An 18,579-nucleotide genomic window follows, 5' to 3' on the forward strand; every position below is an offset into this window, starting at 1 on the left:
ACCGCCCGGCCGGGGGAGCGGGGCGGTCCCATCTCGACGCCGCCCCTTGGGGGAATGAGCGGCGAGCGTCGCTGCGCACAGTCTGCTGAGCACACCGTTACGGTCGGAAGGGTTTGGCCGTGCTGTCCGAGGCCCACTGTGGCCGGGCCGGGTTGCCGGTGGCGGTGCGCTGTAGTCGATCGACCGGTTCCTGGAGGGCGGCTGGAAATGGCGAGTGGACAGCTGACAGCGGCGGCCTTCCTGGTCGCGGAGTTACGTTGGGCGCGGGCTCGGCAGGGCTGGAGTCAGGAGGATCTGGCCAAGGCCGTGAACTACTCGCCGTCGATGGTCAGCGCGGTGGAGTTGGGTCAACAGCCGCCCACCCCGAAGTACCTGGAACAGTTCGACAAGGCCCTGGACACCGGCGGCCTCTACGGCCGAATGCTCACCCACCTGGTAGCCCTCGACAAAGCCCAGGTCTGGCTTCGAGGATGGCGTGCCATCCTCGAAGGTGCCGACGAATTGCGGTGGTTTGAACCACTGCACGTGCCAGGTCTACTTCAGACCGAGCCCTATGCTCGCGCGGTCTTCGAGGCCGACGACTCGCTGGCCCGCGCGGAGCGCGAGGAACGCCTCGCTGACCGCCTGGCGAGCCAGGGTGTTGTCTGCCAGGAGGAGCCGCCCCGCATGGTGGTGGTGATAGACGAGGCCGCTCTGCGACGTCGAGTCGGTGGCCGCAAGATCATGTTGGAGCAGACGCAGCACCTGGCTCGGCTGGCCAGTGATCATCCGTCGCTCCGGCTGCTTGTGGTGCCGCAGTCCGCCGATGAGTATCCGGGGCTCAACGGACCGTTCATGCTCGCCACCCTGAAAGACCGGACGGTCGTGGCCTACCTGGGTGGCCAGATCGGTGGCCGTGAACTTGATCGGCCGTCGGATCTGTCGATGCTGCAACGGGTTTGGGAAGCTACCCTGGGCGCGGCCCTACCAGCACAGGAGTCGATCGAATTGCTGAAGGAGATTGCCGAGTCATGGAGCTGAGCGGTGCGCGGTGGCGCAAGAGCAGCCGCAGCGGCTCCAGCGACCAGTGTGTCGAGGTGGCTACGAACCTGCCCGGGGTGGTGGGGGTGCGGGACAGCAAGGATGCGGCGGGGGCGGTGCTGACCTTTGACGCGTACGCCTGGCGGGTTTTCGTTGCCGCGCCGCCGCGCCTGACGTGATCAGCGCTCCCGGCGCGGAGGTGTTGGAGCGGCTGGATCGGGAGCGCGTGGTCTGGCTCTGCACGTTGCGGCCGGACGGGTCGCCGCACCTGACACCGGTCTGGTTCCTGTATCTCGACGGTGAGTGGTGGATCGGCACCGCCGAGCGCAACCGGAAGGTCCCGCAACATCGCCGCCGATCCCCGGGTCTCGCTGGCGCTGCCGGACGGGGATGCGCCGGTCGTCGCCGAGGGCGTGGCGAGCATCGTGCGCCAGCCGTTCCCGGCCGCCGTCGTGGACGGCCTGCGGCACCGGTACGACGGGTGGGACGTCACAGTGGACGGCCCGGACGGACGGTACGTGCTGCTGCGGATCGTGATGACCCGCTGGCTGATGGCCGGACGCGCCCACTGATCGCCCAATGCGGGGTCTCTGGGTGCGTTTCCTGTTGCTCTGGCGACAACAAACGCACCCAAAGAGCGTGGGCTCAGCTGCGAGCGGCGGCCTTGCGGGCGCGGTAGGCGTTGACGGCGGCCCGGTTGCCGCAGCCGGCCTCGCAGAATCGGCGGGAGCGGTTCTTCGACAGGTCGACAAGCACGTTGTCGCAGTCGGGGTACTCGCAGGTGCGTAGCCTGCGCAGCTCGCCGCCGCGCACCACGTCGGCGATCGCCATCGCCGCCTCGACCGCCATCCTGGTGGCCAGCGGGGCATCCCGAGGCACGGCGTGCAGGTGGTACGGCTCGTCGTCGTGGGTGATGAGCTGGGGCAGGGCGCGGTGTTCGCGGAGCAGTCCGTTGACGATCGAGACGATCTCGTCGACGTCGGCGTACCAGATCCGGCGCAGCCGGGGGCGCAGGGCGCGTACGGCCCGCAGTTCGGTTTCGGTGTGTTCGTGTCTTCCGGTGTAGGCATGGGCGGTGAAGAAGGCGCTCAGGGCCTCCACGTCGGGTAGCCCTTCGTCGCCTTGGCCGGCGGTGTTGACCAGCGCGGCGACGGCGATCAGGGAACACTCGGTGTCATGAGCGAAGAGCAACTTGACTCCTGTCGTGGCCCGACTCTAGCGTCATCGGTGTAACCCTAGTTTGCCGATGTCGCGGTGCCGTGCCAAGGAGAGCCATGCGTCAATCACCCGTCGCCGGTGCCGGCCTCGCGCTGGCCCTGCTCTCCGCGGTCACCTTCGCCACCTCGGGCACCTTCGCCCGATCCCTGATCAACGCCGGTTGGTCCGCCGAGTCGGTGGTCATCGCCCGCGTCGGCCTCGCCGCCCTGGTGCTGGCGGCACCCGCCTTGCTCGTCATGCGGGGCCAGTGGCCGGTGCTGCGCCGCAACCTTGCCTCGATCGGTGTCTTCGGGCTGCTGGGAGTGGCGGTCGCCCAGGTCTGCTTCTTCAACGCGGTGCGCTACCTGCCCGTCGGCGTCGCGTTGCTGCTGGAGTACCTCGGCATCATCCTCGTCGTCGGGTGGACCTGGCTGGTGCAGGGGCAGCGCCCGCGTCGGCTGACCGTGGCCGGGTCGGTGGCAGCCCTGGCCGGCCTGTTCTTCGTGCTCGACATGGCCGGTGCGGGTCGACTCGACCCGATCGGGGTGCTCTGGGGGCTGGGCGCGGCGGTCGGGCTCGCCGGCTACTTCGTACTAGCCGGGCGGGTCGACTCCGCGCTGCCGTCGGTGGTCATGGCCAGTGGCGGCATGGCGGTCGGTGCCGCGGTGCTGCTGGCGCTCGGCCTGGTCGGCGCGCTGCCGCTGCGGGCCAGCTTCGGCGCGGTGGAGTTCGGCGGGCAGGAGACGAGCTGGTTGGTGCCGATCGCCGGTCTGGTGCTGGTGGCTGCGGTGATCGCCTACCTGGCCGGGATCGCCGCTACCCGTGTGCTCGGCGCGCGGATGGCCTCCTTCGTGGGGCTGACCGAGGTGATGTTCGCGGTGCTGATCGCCTGGCTGGTGCTGGGCGAACTGCCCACGGTGGTGCAACTGTTCGGCGGGGCGTTGATCGTCGCCGGAGTGGCACTGGTCCGCATCGACGAACTACGCGCACCCGCCCTCCCCGAGCAGCCGAAGGCGGCGGAGCCGGCCCTCACGTGACACTCTGGTCGGCATGCTGAGCGCGGTGGTGTTCGACGCCGACGAGACGCTGCTCGATCTGCGCCCGGCCGTCACCGGTGGGTTGGCGACCGTACTCGACGAGATGCGGCGGCTGACCCCGGCGGCGGCCGAGGTGTCGCTCGCCGACCTCGAATCGGACTGGGGTGCCGTCTTCGGTGACATGGCCGCGGCGCCGGTGATGGAGATCCGTCGGGCGGCACTGGCCCGTTCGCTGGCCCGGGCGGGCCTCGGCGACCACCTGGACGAGTTGGCAGAGGTCTTCTTCGCCCGCCGGTTCGCGCTCACCCGGCCTTTCCCTGACGTGCTGCCCGCGCTCGCCGACCTGCGGCCTCGGTGGAAGCTCGGCTTCGCGACCAACGGCAACAGCCGCGCGGAACGCTGCGGGTTGGCCGGCGAGTTCGCCTTCGAGGTGTACGCACACGAGAACGGCCTGCCGAAGAAGCCCGCACCGGAGTTCTACGCCGCGGTGTGCGAGGCGGCCGGGGTGGCACCTTCGCAGGTGGTGTACGTCGGGGACAACCTGGCGCTCGACGTGGTCGCCGCACAGCGGGCCGGGTTGCGGGCGGTCTGGCTGAACCGGCGGGGCGAGTCGCTTCCCCCTGATGTGCTGCCGGATGCGGCAGTTTGCTCTCTTGCCGAGCTGCCCGCTGTCCTGGTCGGCCTTTCCGGCGAAGCAGACTTTTTGCTTCCTAGTGGACGCCGGTCTGGCGAAACGTCATGCGTTGATGTCTGATGACGCCACGTCCCTCAACGAGAGGATTCGATGTGGTGAGCAAGCGCTTCACCGTCGGTGTCGTCGCGACCGCGGCGGCACTGGCACTCACGGTGACCGGCCTGGGCGTGCCCGCTGGTGCCGAGCCGTCCGGCGTCGCCCGGACCTTCACCGTGGTGGCGGAGGACGGGGTCTCCGCCGATGCCGCCATCGCCGCGATCCGGTCGGCCGGCGGGACCGTGGTGTCCCGTACCGACGAGGTCGGTGTGTTCCAGGTGACCAGCGACCGGGCCGACTTCGCGACGAAGGCGACCGCTGCCGCCGCCCTGATCGGCGCCGCCGAGGAGAAGGCCATCGGCCGTAAGCCCAAGCTGGACCGGGTCGAGCAGGAGCACCTGCTGGCAGCCGCCGCCAAGGGGGCCGGCAAGCAGCGGGGCAAGAAGATGGACCCGCTGGACGACAAGCTCTGGGGCCTGGAGATGATCCGGGCCGACAAGGCGCGCAAGATCGAGCCGGGCGACCGCCGGGTCACCGTCGGCGTCCTGGACACCGGCGTCGACGCCAGCCACCCGGACATCGCGCCGAACTTCAACTGGGCGCTGTCGCGCAACTTCGCGCCCGACATCCCCGAGATCGACGGGCCGTGCGAGGTGCCGAGCTGCCTCGACCCGGCCGGCACCGACGACGGCGGACACGGTACGCACGTCGCCGGCACCATCGGTGCTGCCGCCAACGGCTTCGGCCTCTCCGGCGTCGCCCCGAAGGTCTCGCTGGTCAACCTCAAGGGCGGCCAGGACTCCGGCTACTTCTTCCTGAACCCGGTGGTCAACGCACTGCTGCACGCCGGCAGGTCGGGCCTGGACGTGGTCAACATGTCCTTCTACGTGGACCCGTGGCTCTACAACTGCACGGCCAACCCGGCTGACTCGCCGGAGGCGCAGGCCGCGCAGCGGGCCACCATCCGGGCCATGAAGCGGGCGCTGACCTACGCCCACGACCGGGGCGTCACCCTGGTCGGTGCGCTCGGCAACAACCACGAAGACCTGGGCGACCCGCGTACGGACTTCTCCAGCCCGAACTACGGGGATGTCGCGCCGTACCCCCGCGAGATCGACAACAACAGCTGCTGGGACCTGCCCACCGAGGGGCCGCACGTCATCAGCGTCTCGTCGGTCGGGCCGTCGGGTAAGAAGGCGGACTACTCCAACTACGGCACCGAGCAGACCGCCATCGCCGCGCCGGGCGGTTGGTTCCGGGACGGCTTCGGCACCGACACGTTCCGTACCGACGCCAACATGATCCTGTCCACGTACCCGCTGAAGGTCCTCCAGGAGGAGGGCTCGGTGGACGAGGACGGCAACATCGTGCCGGGCGCGGAGACCTTCGTGTTCAAGGAGTGCAAGGCCAACCGGCAGTGCGCCTACTACACGTACCTCCAGGGCACCTCGATGGCCGCTCCGCACGCCTCGGGCGTCGCCGCGCTCATCGTGAGCCGGTACGGCAAGCCGCAGGGCCGGGGTGGCTTCGGCCTGGACCCGGACGTGGTCGAGCGGCACCTGCTCCGCACGGCCGCCGAGCGGGCCTGCCCGGAGCCCAGGTTGCAGACCTACACCAACGAGGGCCGCTCACCCGAGTTCGACGCCTACTGCGCCGGCTCGCGCGACTTCAACGGTTTCTACGGCCACGGCATCATCGACGCCTACGCCGCAGTGACCACCCCGCTGCGCCGCTAGCCTCGCGGGCCCGCGCGTCCGCCGCGCGGGTTCGTGCGGCCTGTCTGCGCGGCCCCGTCCGCAGTTACGCCGAAGTGGCGGTTACCCGAGTACTGGGTGACCGCCACTTCGGCGTAACGGAGTGGATCAGCCCCTCCGCGCGGCGCGGGCGGCGGGTGGTCAGCGGTGCCAGCCGGCGGCGGCGAGGGCGGTACGGACCTCCCGCACGAGTCCCGGGAAGTCGCGGTGCAGGCGTCGACTGGTCACGTGCAGCACTCGCCAGCCGGCCGCCATCAACTGGTTGAGCCGCTGCCGGTCGAGGTGAAGCTGGTCGGGATCGCTGTGCCAGAGCCCGTCGTACTCGACGGCCACCCGGTATTCGGGCCACGACAGGTCAGGGTGCAGGATCTGACCGTTGGCCAGCCGCACCGGATGTTGGGTGACCGGTCGGGGCAGCCCGGCCAGTATCAGCCGGACCCGTAGCTGCGACTCGGGCGGCGACTGCGCACCCCCATCGGCCAGGCCGAACACCCACTCGGCCCGCCGACCCCCGGGCCGGCCCACGTTTGCCCTGGCCATGGCGTCCAGCCGGGTGTGGTCGACCAACTTCTGCCGGAGCATGGCGTCGATGATGCCGACCGCCTGTACCGGCTCCAGCCACACCGCGCACTCCCAGGCCGAGCAGATGACATCCGATCGGGGCAAGGGCTGCGAGCCCACCGGCCCCGCGATGGCGGCTGGCCGGCAGGTGTGCTCGGCGGACTCGGGCCACTGCTGGGCTTCCGAGGTGGGCTGCGGCGGCTGGCGTGGACCGAGGGTGTGCACTCGGATGCCGCGCTGGGAGCCGAGCCGGAACTGCATCGGTGCCAGGACGTGAACCTCGTCGGTGAAGGTTGCAGCGTGCTCGATGCCGTGCAGGTAGGCCGCTGACGGTCCGGCCATCAGCACGCCGGATGGTAATCGCAGCGAGGCCGCTCGGCAGAGCAACTCGTGATCGCGGTCGAGGCGGGCGTCGGCGTACACGTCGTGCATCAGGCGGACCCAGGACGCACCGCGAAGCTGGTGCCGGGTGATCAGGCGGTCGCGGATCGCCTCGGAACCGCGGAACACCTGCCACGCAAGAGCGGCCGGCCGGTACGGGGAAGGAGGCATGCCTCCACCGTGCGGCCTACCGTGAGCCCTGCGGCACCCCTGTGGACAACGGTCGGCCTCATGATCGACCACCCCTGTGGACAACACACACGCCACAGCCCGGAAGTGGTATGGGCCCGCGCCACCCCGTCATGGACGTCCGCGCGCCACGCTGAGGTAGGGAGGCTTCGCCATTACGCCGGAATTGCGGTTTCCGTCGCTCCCGGTTACCGCCATTCCGCCGTAACGGTGCCTGCCTGCCAGCCCGGCCGGGGCAGGTGGCGGCGGGGATGAGGTGGTGTCAGCGGAGGGCGGCGGCGATCGCGGTGGCGGCGGCGAGGACCTGGGCGCCGACCGCGTCGGCGTCGAGTGGGGCGAGTGCGACCACGCCGACGCTCGCCTCCAGGCCGGGCACACCGAGGACCGGGGCTGCCACCCCGTACGCACCGGGTTGCAACTCGCCGACGGTGCTCACCGGGCCGGCGGCGCCGGAGCGCCCGGCGAGGATGGCCTGCCCGGCCGCGCCTCGTTCCAGCGGGTGCCGGGCTCCGGTGCGGTACGCCACGTGGAACGAGGTCCAGCTTGGCTCGACCACCGCCAGCGCGACCCCCTCGCCGCCCTCGACCACGGTCAGGTGCGCGGTCGCGCCGGCCTGCTCGGCGAGGCGTCGCAGGGCCGGCAGCGCGCCCTCGGCGAGCAGTGGTTGCGCGCGCCGGGCCAGGTGCAGCACCCCGGCGCCCAGGCGCAGCCGACCGTCGGCGTCCCGGCGAAGCATGCCGTGCCCGGCCAATGGTGTGACCAGGCGGTAGACCGCTGCCCGGCCGATGCCCAGCCGGTTCGCCGCCTCGGTGACGGTGAGCCCGCCGGGCGCGTCGGCGACGAGGTGCAGCAGCCGTAGCCCCCGGTCCAGCGTCTGCGAGGTCTCCCCGCCCGGCACGCCCACCCCGCTCCCGCCCGGACCGCCGGTAGCGCCCGTGCCACCGGTAGCGCCCGGACCGCGGGTAGCGCCCGGACCGCCTGCCGTGCCGCGGTCGGGCGTGGCAGGGGTGGGCGGGTCGGTGCCGGGGGCCGCGGGGGAAGTCACGATCAGCAGCGTACGACCCGGCTCCGGCGGACCGGGAAAACGACGGACGGCTACCCTTGTACGGTGACGCTTCGCCTGTATGACACCGCCACCCGATCGGTGCGGGACTTCGTCCCGCGGGAAGCCGGCAAGGTGGGGGTCTACCTGTGTGGGCTCACCCTTCAGGCACCGCCGCACATCGGCCATCTTCGTTCCGGTGTGAACTATGACGTGCTGCGTCGGTGGCTGCTGGCCGCCGGTTTCGAGGTCACGTTCATCCGGAACGTCACCGACATCGACGACAAGATCCTGGTCAAGGCGCAGGAGCAGGAGCGGCCGTTCTGGTCGATCGCGTACGCCAACGAATTGAAGCTCGCCGAGGCGTACCGGGCGTTGAACGTGTTGCCACCGACCTATGAGCCGCGGGCCACCGGGCACATTCCGGAGATGCACCAGCTGATCGCGCAGTTGATCGAGCGGGGGCACGCCTACCCGGCCACCGACGACTCCGGCGACGTGTACTTCGACGTGCGTTCGTGGCCGGCGTACGGTGCGCTGTCCAACCAGTCGCCGGACGAGATGCAGTCCGCCGCCGACGCCCCCGAGCGTGGTAAGCGCGACCCGCGTGACTTCGCGCTCTGGAAGGGCGTCAAGCCCGGCGAGCCGGCCGATGCCTACTGGCCGTCGCCGTGGGGGCGGGGCCGGCCCGGTTGGCACATCGAGTGCTCGGCGATGTGCCGGCGGTACCTGGGTGCCGAGTTCGACATCCACGGTGGCGGGCTCGACCTCATTTTTCCACACCATGAGAACGAACTGGCCCAGTCGCAGGCCGCCGACCTGCCCTTCGCCCGCTACTGGGTGCATCACGGTCTGCTCGGCATCGGCGGCACCAAGATGGGCAAGTCCCTGGGCAACGCCCTCGACCTGGCGTACGTCGCCGGGCTCGGGGTACGCCCGGTCGAACTGCGTTACTACTACGTCGCCGCGCACTACCGCTCCCGGATCGACTACTCCGAGGAGGCACTGCGCGAGGCGGCCGTGGCGTACCGGCGGATCGAGGGTTTCGTGCAGCGCTCCGTCGAGCGGGTGGGCGTCGGGCAGCTCGGCGAGGTGCCGGCCGCGTTCGCCGCGGCGATGGACGACGACCTGAACACCTCGGCCGCGTTGGCGGTGCTGCACGACGTACTGCGGGACGGCAACAACGCGTTGGCCGGCGGTGACGATGTGACCGTACGCACGGCGCTCGCCAGTGTCCGCGCGATGCTGGATATCCTCGGCGTCGACCCCCTCGACCCGGCCTGGACCGGCGGTGCCCGGGCGAGTGACCTCCGCGGTGTGGTCGACTCCCTGGTCGCCCTCGCTCTGGAACAGCGTGCGCAGGCCCGTGTCCGCAAGGACTGGGCCGCCGCCGACGCGCTGCGGGACCAGCTCAAGCGGGCCGGAGTGGTGGTCGAGGACACCCCACAGGGCCCGCGTTGGACAATTGGAGAGCATGACTGATGGCCGGCAATTCGCAGCGCCGTGGCCGGCGGGTGGCGTCGAAGGCGAGCGCACCCAAGGGCTCCGGCGGCAAGAACAAGGATTCCCTCGCCGGTCGGGGCCGTACCCTGCCCGCCGACGAGCGGCCGTGGCACAAGGGGTACTCCGGCACGGAGAAGGTGCCCCAGCGCACCGCCTGGAAGCAGGAGAAGGAACGCCGCGCGGCGGCCGAGGAGGGGCGCGCCCCGAAGATCGGCAAGCCGGGCACCAAGGACACCACCTGGGGTCGGGGCGGTGGCCGGGGTACGCCCACCCCGAAGCCCGCTCGCGGCAAGCAGCCCGCCGGACGTGGTGGTCCCCGGGTCGCGCCCGGGCGTAAGTCGAACCCGGCCAAGGACACGCCGGAGCTGCTGGTCGGTCGTAACCCGGTGCTGGAGGCGTTGCGCGCTCAGGTGCCGGCCACGGCGCTCTACACCGCCCAGGGCATCGACATGGATGACCGGGTCAACGAGATCATCCGCACCGCCGCCGACCGGGGCATCGCCATCCTCGAGATCAGCCGCGCCGAACTGGACCGGATGACCGGGGGCGTGCTGCACCAGGGCGTCGGCCTTCAGGTGCCGCCGTTCGCGTACGAGCCGTTCGAGGATCTGGTCGCCGCCGCGTTGGAACAGTCGGCACCGCTGCTGGTGGCGTTGGACGGGGTCACCGACCCGCGCAACCTCGGCGCGGTGATCCGGTCGGCTGCCGCGTTCGGCGCGCAGGGGGTCTTCGTACCGGAGCGGCGGGCGGCCGGGATCACCGCGACCGCCTGGCGGACCAGTGCCGGTGCGGCCGCGCGGGTGCCGGTGGCCCAGGTCACCAACCTGACCCGGTCGTTGAAGGCGTGTCGGGACGCCGGCTTCATGGTGGTCGGCCTGGACGCCGACGGCGAGACCGACCTGTACGACCTGGAGGCCGCGGTCGGCCCGCTGGTCGTGGTGGTCGGCTCGGAGGGACGCGGGCTGTCCCGGCTGGTCGGGCAGACCTGTGACCTGACCGTCAGCATCCCGATGATCTCCGAGGTGGAGTCGCTGAACGCGAGCGTGGCCGCCGCGGTCACCCTCGCCGAGGTGGCGCGTCGCCGGGCCGTCGAGAGCTGACAGCGGGCTGCCGCAGGGAGACGAACGACGAAAGGGGCGGCCCGACGGGCCGCCCCTTTGTCAGTTGCTACTTCAGATGCGCTTGCCGGTGGTGGCGTGGAAGGCGTGGTTCTGGCCGGCACGCGGCTTGACGAAGATCGTCTCGCCCATGTTCGGCATGGTCCGCCGGTCGGTCCGCACCACGAACCGCTCGGAGGCGCCGTCCAGTGCGGCGTGACCGTAGACGTTGGCGTCCGAGCCGAGGTCCTCGACCAGCTCGACCACGACCGGCATGCCGCCCTCGGTCGGGCTGACGATGTCGCAGTCCTCCGGCCGGAAACCGACGGTGACCTTGCCGGCGCCGCCCTCGGCGTTGGCGGCCTCGACCTGCTCGCGGGTCAGCGGGATGAACATCTCGGCGAAGGCGGCACCCTGCTCGGTAAGCGGGACCGTCTTGATGTTCATCGCCGGGGAGCCGATGAAGCCGGCGACGAAGACGTTGGCCGGGGTGTCGTAGAGCGCACGCGGCGTGTCGACCTGCTGGAGCACACCGTCGAGCATGACCGCCACCCGGTGACCCATGGTCATGGCCTCGACCTGGTCGTGGGTCACGTAGACGGTGGTGATGCCGAGCTTGGCCTGCAGCGACGCGATCTGCGTACGGGTCTGCACCCGCAGCTTGGCGTCGAGGTTCGACAGCGGCTCGTCCATGAGGAAGACCTGGGGCTCCCGGACGATGGCCCGGCCCATCGCGACCCGCTGACGCTGACCGCCGGAGAGCGCCTTGGGCTTGCGGTTGAGGTACTCCTCCAGCTGGAGCAGCGCCGCCGCCTCCTTGACCCGCCGGTCGATCTCCGGCTTCGAGGTCTTGCGCAGCTTGAGGGCGAACGCCATGTTCTCGTACACCGTCATGTGCGGGTAGAGCGCGTAGTTCTGGAAGACCATCGCGATGTCGCGGGCCTTCGGCGGCAGGTGGGTGACGTCCCGGTCGTCGATGTAGATCGCGCCGTCGTCGACGTCCTCCAGGCCGGCCAGCATCCGCAGGCTGGTGGACTTACCGCAGCCCGAGGGGCCGACCAGGACGAGGAACTCCCCGTCGCCGATTTGGAGGTCGAGCTGGTTGACCGCGGGGCGTTCGGTGCCCGGGTAGACCCGGGACGCCTTCGCGTAGGTGACCGTAGCCATGAGGGGGTGCATCCTTTCACCGGCAGGAACGTGCCGGACGATCCGAGTGAAGGAGCGACCGGTGCTTGGCGCACCGGCGCCACGGCCGTCAGGGGACGAGCCCATGTCGGCCGTGTCACTGCACGGTAAACGGCTTTTGCCACGCTGCCAAGATGCGGAACAGTGGATGGGACGGACGGCATACGCATACCGGTCACTCGGGCACGGTCGGACACGAATCGACGTTCGCAGGTCGGGATGTCGACGTTTCCCGTGCTGGGGACCCCTGCCGGGCGGGAAAAGCGGACGCCGGTCGCTATGCTGGCCTCGGACACTGCCCCTGTAGCTCAGCTGGCCAGAGCACCCGCCTTGTAAGCGGGATGTCGCCGGTTCGATCCCGGCCGGGGGCTCCATCCGCACCACGTACGCGGCCCACCGAGCTGACACCTCGGTGGCCCGGCCGCGAACGCTCCCCGCCCGGCGGCGACGCTCCCTGCCCGGCGGGGCGGTCGGGCGGCACCGCTATCGTCGCCGTACCCGGGCAGACGCCCTTTTGGCAGGACCGAGCCCGGCCAGAGGGGCGGTGGACAGTGGTGGACGCAGAGCTGACCGTGGCGGTTTCGGGTCAGGTGGCCACGGTGGTCATCCGTAATCCGGGCAGGCGCAACGCCATGACCCTGGCCATGTGGCGGCAACTGCCCGTACTGCTGGATCACCTGGAGGCGGAACCGGCGGTACGCGCGCTGGTGCTCACCGGGGCGGACGGCACGTTCTGCGCCGGTGCCGACCTCGGTGACCTGGATGAGCAGTTGTCCACCGGCGACGCCGGCATAGCAGTGGCCGCCGAGGAACGCCTGGCCGCCTTCGCCAAGCCCACCGTGGCGGCCGTCCAGGGTGCCTGCGTCGGTGGTGGCTGTCAGCTCGCGGTCGCCTGTGACCTGCGCATCGCCGCCGACGACGCCAGATTCGGGGTGCCCCCGGCCCGACTCGGCCTGGTCTACCCGGCACCCACCACCCGCCGGCTGGCCCGGTTGGTGGGTCCGGCGGCGGCCAAGCACCTGCTGTTCACAAGCGAACTGATCGACGCCGAGCGGGCGCAGCGGATCGGCCTGGTCGACGAGGTGCTGCCCGGCGACCGCCTGGCCGCCCGCATCGACCAGCTCACCGCCACGATCGTGGAACGCTCGCAGCTCAGCGTGGTGGCCGCGAAGGAGATCATCGACGGGCGGGCCGACGACGCCCGGGTGGACTGGTGGTACGGGCAGGTGCGGGCCAGCGGTGAGGCCCGCGAGGGCATCACCGCCTTCCACGAACGCCGCCCGCCCCGGTTCACCTGGAGCCCCCCGCCCACAGGCTGACCGGACCGGGGGCCGGCGGGTGCCGCGCCGGATTCCGACGCCGCCCCCCGTTCCCGCCGGCCCGGCCCGTCACCGCCCGGCCAGCGCCGCCCAGCTCGGCGCGACCGGTACGCGCCGCAGCGGCATGCCCGCCTCGGCCGGCGTACGGTCGCCCTTGCGCTGGTTGCAGGCGTAGCAGGCGGCTGTCGTGTTCTTCCAGGTGTTCCGGCCACCGCGCGAGCGGGGCAGGATGTGGTCGATGGTGCTCGCCGGGCCGTCGCAGTACGCGCAGCACCGCCCGTTGCGGGCCAGCACTCCGGCGCGGGACCAGGCCGGGCCGGACGTGAAGCGCCAGCGGGTCACCACGTACCGGACGAGCCGGACCACCCGGGGCACCGGGAAGACCCCGATGACCTGGTCGGGTACGGCCTCGTGGATCTCGGCGACCCGACGGCAGAGCATCCGGATCGCGTGTTGGACGGTGACCCGGTGCAGCGGGCCGAGGTCGGCGTTGACAACGAGGACGGCGTACACCGGTGTCTCCCTCCAGGACGGTGACGGGCGTAGCGGGCCGGACAGCGACGAGCCGCCCGGCCCCAGGGCGGGTGGGCGGCTCGACGGGTACGGGTACGCGCGTCAGCCGGGCCGGCCACCTCGGGGGTGTTCCGTCAGACAACCGCCGCCGAGCAGCCACGACGGCACAGCCGAGTAGTGCTGCTTCGACATGGCTTGCTCCCGGAACGGTGGTTGACCTTGCGCGATCACGGTAGGTGTCGCCCGAGTGCGGCGGCAACGCATTTCGATGCGCCCAGCCGGGGTCGTGGTCAGTGCGCCCAGCCCGGGTTGCGGTCAGCGCACTGCCGGGGTGTGGTCAGCGTCGGCTGTCTCGTGGGTCAGCGTCGGGCGAGCAGGCCACGGGGGCGGACCGACCAGAGCGGTTCGGTGGCCGCACCCGCCGAGCGCAGGATGTGGTTGGCCGCGAGGATGCCGGTCGCCGAGGCCCGTTCCATCAGGGCGCTGGGAAAGTCGGTGTGGATGCCGTCGCCGGCCAGGTAGAGCCCGTCGACGTCGGTGCGTACCCCGGGCCTGCGGGCATGGCTGCCCGGCGCGAAGGCGGGCGCCTTCGCCTCCACCCGGGCGTGCAGCTCGCGCACCCGCAGCCGGCCCACCTCCGGCCACAGCGTGGTCAGCTCGGCCCACATCCGCGCCGCCAGCTCCGTCGCGGGCACGTCCGGTTCGCAGGCGTACGCGTGCAGTTCGAGCACGCAACCGCCGGTCTGCTCGGCCCACCGTCGACTGCCGTGCTCCAGCCGGTGGTACAACGTCACCGAGTCCAGGGTGGACTGCCGGGTCACTCCGCTGAAGACCGCTCGCTGTGCGGCGACGTCCCCGTCGCACCAGTACCGTGCCACCGCGTACGGCGGACCGGGCCTGCCGTACGCGGGCATCGCCGCCACCAGTTCCGGCGCGGCGTCGGCCAGGCCGGGGGAGGCCGTGACCAGCGCGGCGAGCGCGGGCGGGTCGAGGGCGAGCACGACGTGCCCGGCCCGGTACGCCCCGTCGGCGGTCGTCACCCGCCAGCCGGCCTCCTCCCGGCGCAGCCCGGTCGCCGCGACGCCGGTCACCACCCGGCCGCCGTGCCGCTGCACGTGTCGGGTCAGCGGCCCCCAGATGGTGGTGGCGTAGTCGTCCTCCGGGCAGTCGAAGGCCAGCCCTTCCGGGTTGCCGAGCAGATAGAAGTGGAACTGGGCGATCATTTCGGCGGCCGACATCTGCGCCTCGTGGTTGAAGAACGAGTGCGAGAAGACCTCGAACAGCATCGCGCGGGCCCGGTCCGGCAGCCGCAGCGAGGTGAGCAGGTCGTCGGCGGTGCGCTCGTCGAACTCGGCGTAGGTGCGGACCGGGTCGTAGGTCAGCAGCGGCAGGGCGGCGTCCCGGTCCATCCCGCGCAGGTCCCGCAGTCGTACGCTGGGACTGCGGGCCAACAGGGTGAGCAGGTTCGCCGGTGGGGCGGGTGGCAGCCGGCCGAACTCCTCGGTCGGCCATTCGGCGCTGAGCACCGGATAGCTCGGCACGGGCCGCAGGAACCGCAGCTTCGGGTCGATCCGGCGCAGGATGTTGCGCCAGTTGTAGTACTGCCGGAAGAACGCGTGGAAGCCGTGTTCGTTGACCTGCCGGCTGCCGTCGTCGAGCGGCTGCGGCCAGGCGCCCAGTCGGCCGCCGAGGGTGGGCGCGGCCTCCAGCACGGTCACCTCGACGCCCCGCTCGGCGAGCACCACCGCGGCGGACATGCCGGCGATCCCGCCACCGACGACCAGCGCACTCACCGGCTGCGGTACGCGGGGCAGACCACCGCCGCCCGACGCCACTTCGTGCCGGCGTACGCCGAGGAGCCGACCCACCATCTGCGACAGCGCCACCCGCCACCCCCTGACCCCCTCAGTCTGCCCGAGATGCCGGGAACAGTCGCGTGTTAACAAGGGGCCCTTTCACCTCGCCAGGCGTTAACAGGGTGCCCTTCCTTGCACCTCAAAGGCAGCGGCGGGGGCGGTCGGAGGGTGGCCAGACGTATTCGAGGTCGGGGGGAACGTCGTCGCCGAAGATCGGGCGGTAGTGGGCGGGGTCCTTGCGGATCAGCGACGAGCGGTGGCTCAGGTGCAGATCGGTGCGGCCCAGCCAGGGTGGCAGTTCCCCGGCCACCGCCAACTCCTGCTGGGATCGGATCTGCTCGATGCCGCAGGCGGTGGCCAGGTCGGCGGCGAGTGTGCCGGCGCAGGTGTCGGCCCGGCCGGCGGCACACCAGACCTCGCAGACGTCCAGCCCGTAGCGGGTCAGGGCCTCCTCGTACCCGGCCCACATCTTCACCGCCGGGTGGTTGCGCCAGCCGTAGTCGGGCCGGGTCAGCCCGCGCAGCACCTGGATCGCCTCGACCCGCTGCTTGCCCAGCCGGCGTTGGTCCAGGGCCCGGGCGCTGGCCAGGAAGTCCGGATACGGCAGGAACGTCTGCATTCGGATGGCCTACCCGCCACGGGCCGAGCCATGCCGACGCCGGCAATCATGATCATTGCGGGGCTGCGCGGGTTTCGACCGGCTGACTACCATGCCGGACATGGCGGAGCCGCTGCTCGATCGGGCCCTGCGGGCCAGCCGCCGGTTGCGGGTCAACGGGGAGCCCCGGGCCCACTATGTGATCTGCGGTCAGGATCCCCTCGCCTACTGGGTGGTGCGGGCGTTGCGGGGCAGCGAACCGCAGGCCGGTCGGCTGCGCATCACCCTGATCGTGCCGGGGCGGCAGCGTTCCCCCGCACCGGACGGCCGGGACCTGCCCGGCGTCGAGGTGATCCGGGCCGACCGGCTCGACGAGCACACCTTCCGCCGGGCCAACCTGGCCGGGGCGGCCGGGCTGGCCCTGCTGCACCAGGACGACGTGGGCAACATGCACGCCGCGCTCTGCGCCCAGGAGGTCGAGCCCGGGTTGCGTCTGGTGGTGCGGATGTTCAACACCGGCCTGGCCAACGGGGTACGGCAGATCTTCCCCGACTCGGCGGTGCTGTCGGACGCCTCGATCGCCGCCCCGGCCTTCGTGGCCGCCGCGCTCGGCGAGGTCGCGCCGACCCACTTCCGGCACGGCGGTCGCACCCTCTACCTGGCCCGCCGGGAGGACGTACGCCCCAACGAGGTCGTCTGCGGGGTGGCCGACACCCGTGATCCGCAGCAGGACCTGGTGTTGCCGACCGACGACCGGGCCGCCGACGTGGTGCTCGCCGAGGCCGCCGGCCGGCCCGTCGGCACCGAGTTGGCCGCCCGCAAGCTGGCGCGGGCGCGGCGACGACGCCGACCGGTGGCCATGGTGCTCCGGGCGATCCGCAGCTTCGCCACCCGCAAGATCGGCATCACGGTCATCCTGCTGCTCGCGGTGGTGGGGCTGCTCGGCGGGTTGTACGCCAACGCGGCACACGTCAGCCTGGCCGACGCGTTCTACCTGACCCTGGTCACCACCCTCACCGGGCAGGACCCGGACACCGCCAAAGGCGCTGCCGAGCAGGTCGTGCAGGTGATCCTCAACCTCGCCGGACTGGCCCTGATCCCGTTGATCACGGCGGTGGTCGTCGACGGCGTGGTCAACGCCCGGCTGGCCCTGCACACCGGGCGGATCCTGCCCGAGCGGTCCGGGCACGTCGTGGTGGTGGGCCTGGGCAACATCGGCACCCGGGTGATGGCCCAGCTCAACGACTTCGGCGTCGAGGTGGTGGCGATCGACAAGAACCGGGACGCGCGCGGCGCCGGGCTGGCCCGCCGGCTCGGCGTACCGCTGGTGGTGGGGGACGCCGCCGAGGAGGAGACACTGCGGGCCGCCTCGGTGGCCACCTGCCAGGCGCTGGTGGTGGTCTCCACCGACGACGGGGCCAACCTGCGGGCCGCCCTCAACGGCCGGGCCATCAACGACGAGCTTCGCGTGGTGCTGCGGCTGTTCGACGGCCACTTCGCCGAGCGGGTCCAGCGCGCCTTCGGCATCGGCACCTCCCGCAGCGTCTCCTACCTGGCCGCCCCGTCGTTCGCCGCCGCCCTGCTCGACCGGGCGGTGATCGCCACCATCCCGGTCGGCCGGCACGCCCTGCTGGTCACCGAGGTCGCGGTGGCGGCCGGTTCGGCCCTCGACGGCCGCCCACTCGCCGCGGTCGGCAGGACCGGCAGCGTACGGCTGCTCGCGCACGCCCGCCCCGGCCAGCGCTACGACTGGTCACCCGATCACCGCATGGTGATCGTGGCCGGGGACCGGCTGACCGTGGTGGCCCGGCGCGCCGGCCTGAACGCACTGCTCCGCGAGGCCGCCCCGCCCGAGGAGGAGATCACGCCCCCGGTCGGGACACCGCCGCTGCCGAGAGAGACCGAGGAGTGAGGTCCCACCTGTCCCGGCGGGCGCGTGAGCCGGTGCGCTCGCGGCTGCCGGGCGCGGAGTAAGGTGCGGCCGTGCTTGGTGGTGGGGTCGGACGGCGAGCCCGGGTGCGGCAGGTGCCCCGCCGGGGCGGGCCGCCATGGGGGGGCGTGCCGCGTCCGGTGTTGCGGTGGGCCCTGGTGGCGGCCGGTCTCGTGGTGGTGCTGACGGCCGGTTGGCTGCTCTGGCCGGACGACGAACCGCCGCCGCGTCAGCGGGAGTACCGAGCTGAGACCGCCTGCCTGCTCACCGGCGCTCAGGGAGTTGCCTCCCCGGAGGCCGGTCCGGTGTGGAGCGGGATGCAGGAGGCGTCCCTCGCCACGCAGGTGAAGGTGCAGTATCTGGAAGTGGATGGTCCGCAGACCGGGGCGCAGGCGGAGACCTTTCTGGCCGGTCTGGTGCAGAACCGCTGCGATGTGATCTTCGCGGTCGGCGCGGCCCCGGTCGCCGGAGTGCCGAAGATCGCTGCCCGCTATCCCCAGGCGCGTTTTGTTGCGTTCGGTGCCATCGAGCCGGGTCGGAATGTGTCGGTTGTGGACGATAGCGACCCGGAAGTGGTGCGGCAGCAAGCACATGACCTGGTTGTGGCGCTGACCCGAACGCCCTCCTGAGCTCTCAGGTTTTTTTCAGGATCTGTTCGTTCGGACAG

At 71.5% G+C, this 18,579-nt stretch carries 18 protein-coding genes, 1 tRNA gene and 1 pseudogene; 13 read left to right on the plus strand and 7 right to left on the minus strand.

Annotated elements, in window-relative coordinates:
• The first annotated feature begins 207 nt into the window (after positions 1 to 207).
• The 4 genes and pseudogenes from Vgi01_RS05225 to Vgi01_RS30480 all read left to right on the plus strand — a co-directional run bounded on the left by Vgi01_RS05225 (position 208) and on the right by Vgi01_RS30480 (position 1,592).
• A complete protein-coding gene (locus Vgi01_RS05225; protein ID WP_204290304.1) occupies positions 208 to 1,020 on the plus strand; it encodes a helix-turn-helix domain-containing protein in 813 nt (270 codons plus the stop codon).
• Positions 1,011 to 1,199, plus strand: coding sequence for a DUF397 domain-containing protein (locus Vgi01_RS05230; protein ID WP_102655936.1), 189 nt, complete (start codon positions 1,011 to 1,013; stop codon positions 1,197 to 1,199). Before Vgi01_RS05225 ends, Vgi01_RS05230 begins: the two co-directional genes overlap by 10 nt.
• Before the next feature lie 47 nt (positions 1,200 to 1,246).
• Positions 1,247 to 1,300 (plus strand): annotated as a pseudogene (locus Vgi01_RS30475) (pyridoxamine 5'-phosphate oxidase); the annotation flags it as partial.
• Between the two features lie 19 nt (positions 1,301 to 1,319).
• A complete protein-coding gene (locus tag Vgi01_RS30480) occupies positions 1,320 to 1,592 on the plus strand; it encodes a pyridoxamine 5'-phosphate oxidase family protein (protein ID WP_239088822.1) in 273 nt (90 codons plus the stop codon).
• A gap of 73 nt (positions 1,593 to 1,665) precedes the next feature.
• On the opposite strand, the gene Vgi01_RS05240 is transcribed toward Vgi01_RS30480, so the two are convergent.
• Entirely contained in the window at positions 1,666 to 2,211 is a 546-nt protein-coding gene (locus Vgi01_RS05240) for a CGNR zinc finger domain-containing protein (protein ID WP_204290305.1), read from the minus strand.
• Positions 2,212 to 2,294: 83 nt separating this feature from the next.
• On the opposite strand from Vgi01_RS05240, the gene Vgi01_RS05245 reads away from it, so the two are divergent.
• Genes Vgi01_RS05245 through Vgi01_RS05255 form a run of 3 tightly spaced genes read left to right on the plus strand, consistent with a single transcriptional unit; the run spans position 2,295 to position 5,720 of the window.
• On the plus strand, positions 2,295 to 3,254 hold the full coding sequence (locus Vgi01_RS05245) for an EamA family transporter (RefSeq protein ID WP_102655933.1): 960 nt from the start codon (positions 2,295 to 2,297) through the stop codon (positions 3,252 to 3,254).
• 13 nt (positions 3,255 to 3,267) lie between these two features.
• Positions 3,268 to 4,008: an HAD family hydrolase gene (locus Vgi01_RS05250; protein ID WP_204290306.1), complete on the plus strand. Its 741-nt coding sequence runs from the start codon at positions 3,268 to 3,270 to the stop codon at positions 4,006 to 4,008.
• Between the two features lie 35 nt (positions 4,009 to 4,043).
• On the plus strand, positions 4,044 to 5,720 hold the full coding sequence (locus Vgi01_RS05255) for a S8 family serine peptidase (protein ID WP_102656017.1): 1,677 nt from the start codon (positions 4,044 to 4,046) through the stop codon (positions 5,718 to 5,720).
• A gap of 159 nt (positions 5,721 to 5,879) precedes the next feature.
• Here Vgi01_RS05255 and Vgi01_RS05260 read toward each other — a convergent pair whose 3' ends face one another.
• The gene (locus Vgi01_RS05260) at positions 5,880 to 6,851 is read right to left on the minus strand and encodes a hypothetical protein (RefSeq protein WP_102655932.1); all 972 of its coding nucleotides are present in this window, start codon (positions 6,849 to 6,851) and stop codon (positions 5,880 to 5,882) included.
• A 280-nt stretch (positions 6,852 to 7,131) separates the two neighbouring features.
• The gene (locus Vgi01_RS05265) at positions 7,132 to 7,767 is read right to left on the minus strand and encodes an IclR family transcriptional regulator (RefSeq protein WP_199180042.1); all 636 of its coding nucleotides are present in this window, start codon (positions 7,765 to 7,767) and stop codon (positions 7,132 to 7,134) included.
• Positions 7,768 to 7,977: 210 nt separating this feature from the next.
• Between Vgi01_RS05265 and cysS the strand changes: the two genes are divergently transcribed.
• On the plus strand, positions 7,978 to 9,393 hold the full coding sequence (gene cysS / locus Vgi01_RS05270) for a cysteine--tRNA ligase (RefSeq protein WP_204290307.1): 1,416 nt from the start codon (positions 7,978 to 7,980) through the stop codon (positions 9,391 to 9,393).
• Positions 9,393 to 10,514: a 23S rRNA (guanosine(2251)-2'-O)-methyltransferase RlmB gene (gene rlmB / locus Vgi01_RS05275; RefSeq protein ID WP_204290308.1), complete on the plus strand. Its 1,122-nt coding sequence runs from the start codon at positions 9,393 to 9,395 to the stop codon at positions 10,512 to 10,514. Before cysS ends, rlmB begins: the two co-directional genes overlap by 1 nt.
• Positions 10,515 to 10,586: 72 nt before the next feature.
• Here rlmB and Vgi01_RS05280 read toward each other — a convergent pair whose 3' ends face one another.
• Positions 10,587 to 11,678 (minus strand): ABC transporter ATP-binding protein, encoded by a 1,092-nt coding sequence (locus Vgi01_RS05280; RefSeq protein ID WP_158244823.1) that lies wholly within the window; start codon positions 11,676 to 11,678, stop codon positions 10,587 to 10,589.
• Positions 11,679 to 11,993: 315 nt separating this feature from the next.
• Here Vgi01_RS05280 and Vgi01_RS05285 point away from each other — a divergent pair.
• Both Vgi01_RS05285 and Vgi01_RS05290 read left to right on the plus strand, forming a co-directional pair.
• Positions 11,994 to 12,070: transfer RNA gene (locus tag Vgi01_RS05285), tRNA-Thr, on the plus strand.
• A gap of 177 nt (positions 12,071 to 12,247) precedes the next feature.
• The gene (locus Vgi01_RS05290; protein WP_204290309.1) at positions 12,248 to 13,015 is read left to right on the plus strand and encodes an enoyl-CoA hydratase/isomerase family protein; all 768 of its coding nucleotides are present in this window, start codon (positions 12,248 to 12,250) and stop codon (positions 13,013 to 13,015) included.
• 69 nt (positions 13,016 to 13,084) lie between these two features.
• On the opposite strand, the gene Vgi01_RS05295 is transcribed toward Vgi01_RS05290, so the two are convergent.
• The 3 genes from Vgi01_RS05295 to Vgi01_RS05305 all read right to left on the minus strand — a co-directional run bounded on the left by Vgi01_RS05295 (position 13,085) and on the right by Vgi01_RS05305 (position 16,003).
• Positions 13,085 to 13,528 carry an HNH endonuclease gene (locus Vgi01_RS05295; protein ID WP_204290310.1) on the minus strand — a complete coding sequence of 148 codons (444 nt, stop codon included), beginning with the start codon at positions 13,526 to 13,528 and terminating at the stop codon, positions 13,085 to 13,087.
• A 359-nt stretch (positions 13,529 to 13,887) separates the two neighbouring features.
• On the minus strand, positions 13,888 to 15,414 hold the full coding sequence (locus Vgi01_RS05300; protein ID WP_204290311.1) for a hydroxysqualene dehydroxylase: 1,527 nt from the start codon (positions 15,412 to 15,414) through the stop codon (positions 13,888 to 13,890).
• A 109-nt stretch (positions 15,415 to 15,523) separates the two neighbouring features.
• Positions 15,524 to 16,003, minus strand: coding sequence for an MSMEG_6728 family protein (locus Vgi01_RS05305; protein WP_102655924.1), 480 nt, complete (start codon positions 16,001 to 16,003; stop codon positions 15,524 to 15,526).
• Positions 16,004 to 16,103: 100 nt separating this feature from the next.
• Here Vgi01_RS05305 and Vgi01_RS05310 point away from each other — a divergent pair, with 100 nt between their 5' ends.
• Both Vgi01_RS05310 and Vgi01_RS05315 read left to right on the plus strand, forming a co-directional pair.
• On the plus strand, positions 16,104 to 17,894 hold the full coding sequence (locus Vgi01_RS05310; protein ID WP_204290312.1) for a potassium channel family protein: 1,791 nt from the start codon (positions 16,104 to 16,106) through the stop codon (positions 17,892 to 17,894).
• A 176-nt stretch (positions 17,895 to 18,070) separates the two neighbouring features.
• Positions 18,071 to 18,541: a type 1 periplasmic-binding domain-containing protein gene (locus tag Vgi01_RS05315; protein ID WP_146017403.1), complete on the plus strand. Its 471-nt coding sequence runs from the start codon at positions 18,071 to 18,073 to the stop codon at positions 18,539 to 18,541.
• The last annotated feature ends 38 nt before the right edge of the window (positions 18,542 to 18,579 follow it).

It is taken from the genome of Micromonospora gifhornensis, from assembly GCF_016863515.1.
GTDB classification, from domain to species: Bacteria; Actinomycetota; Actinomycetes; order Mycobacteriales; family Micromonosporaceae; genus Micromonospora; species Micromonospora gifhornensis.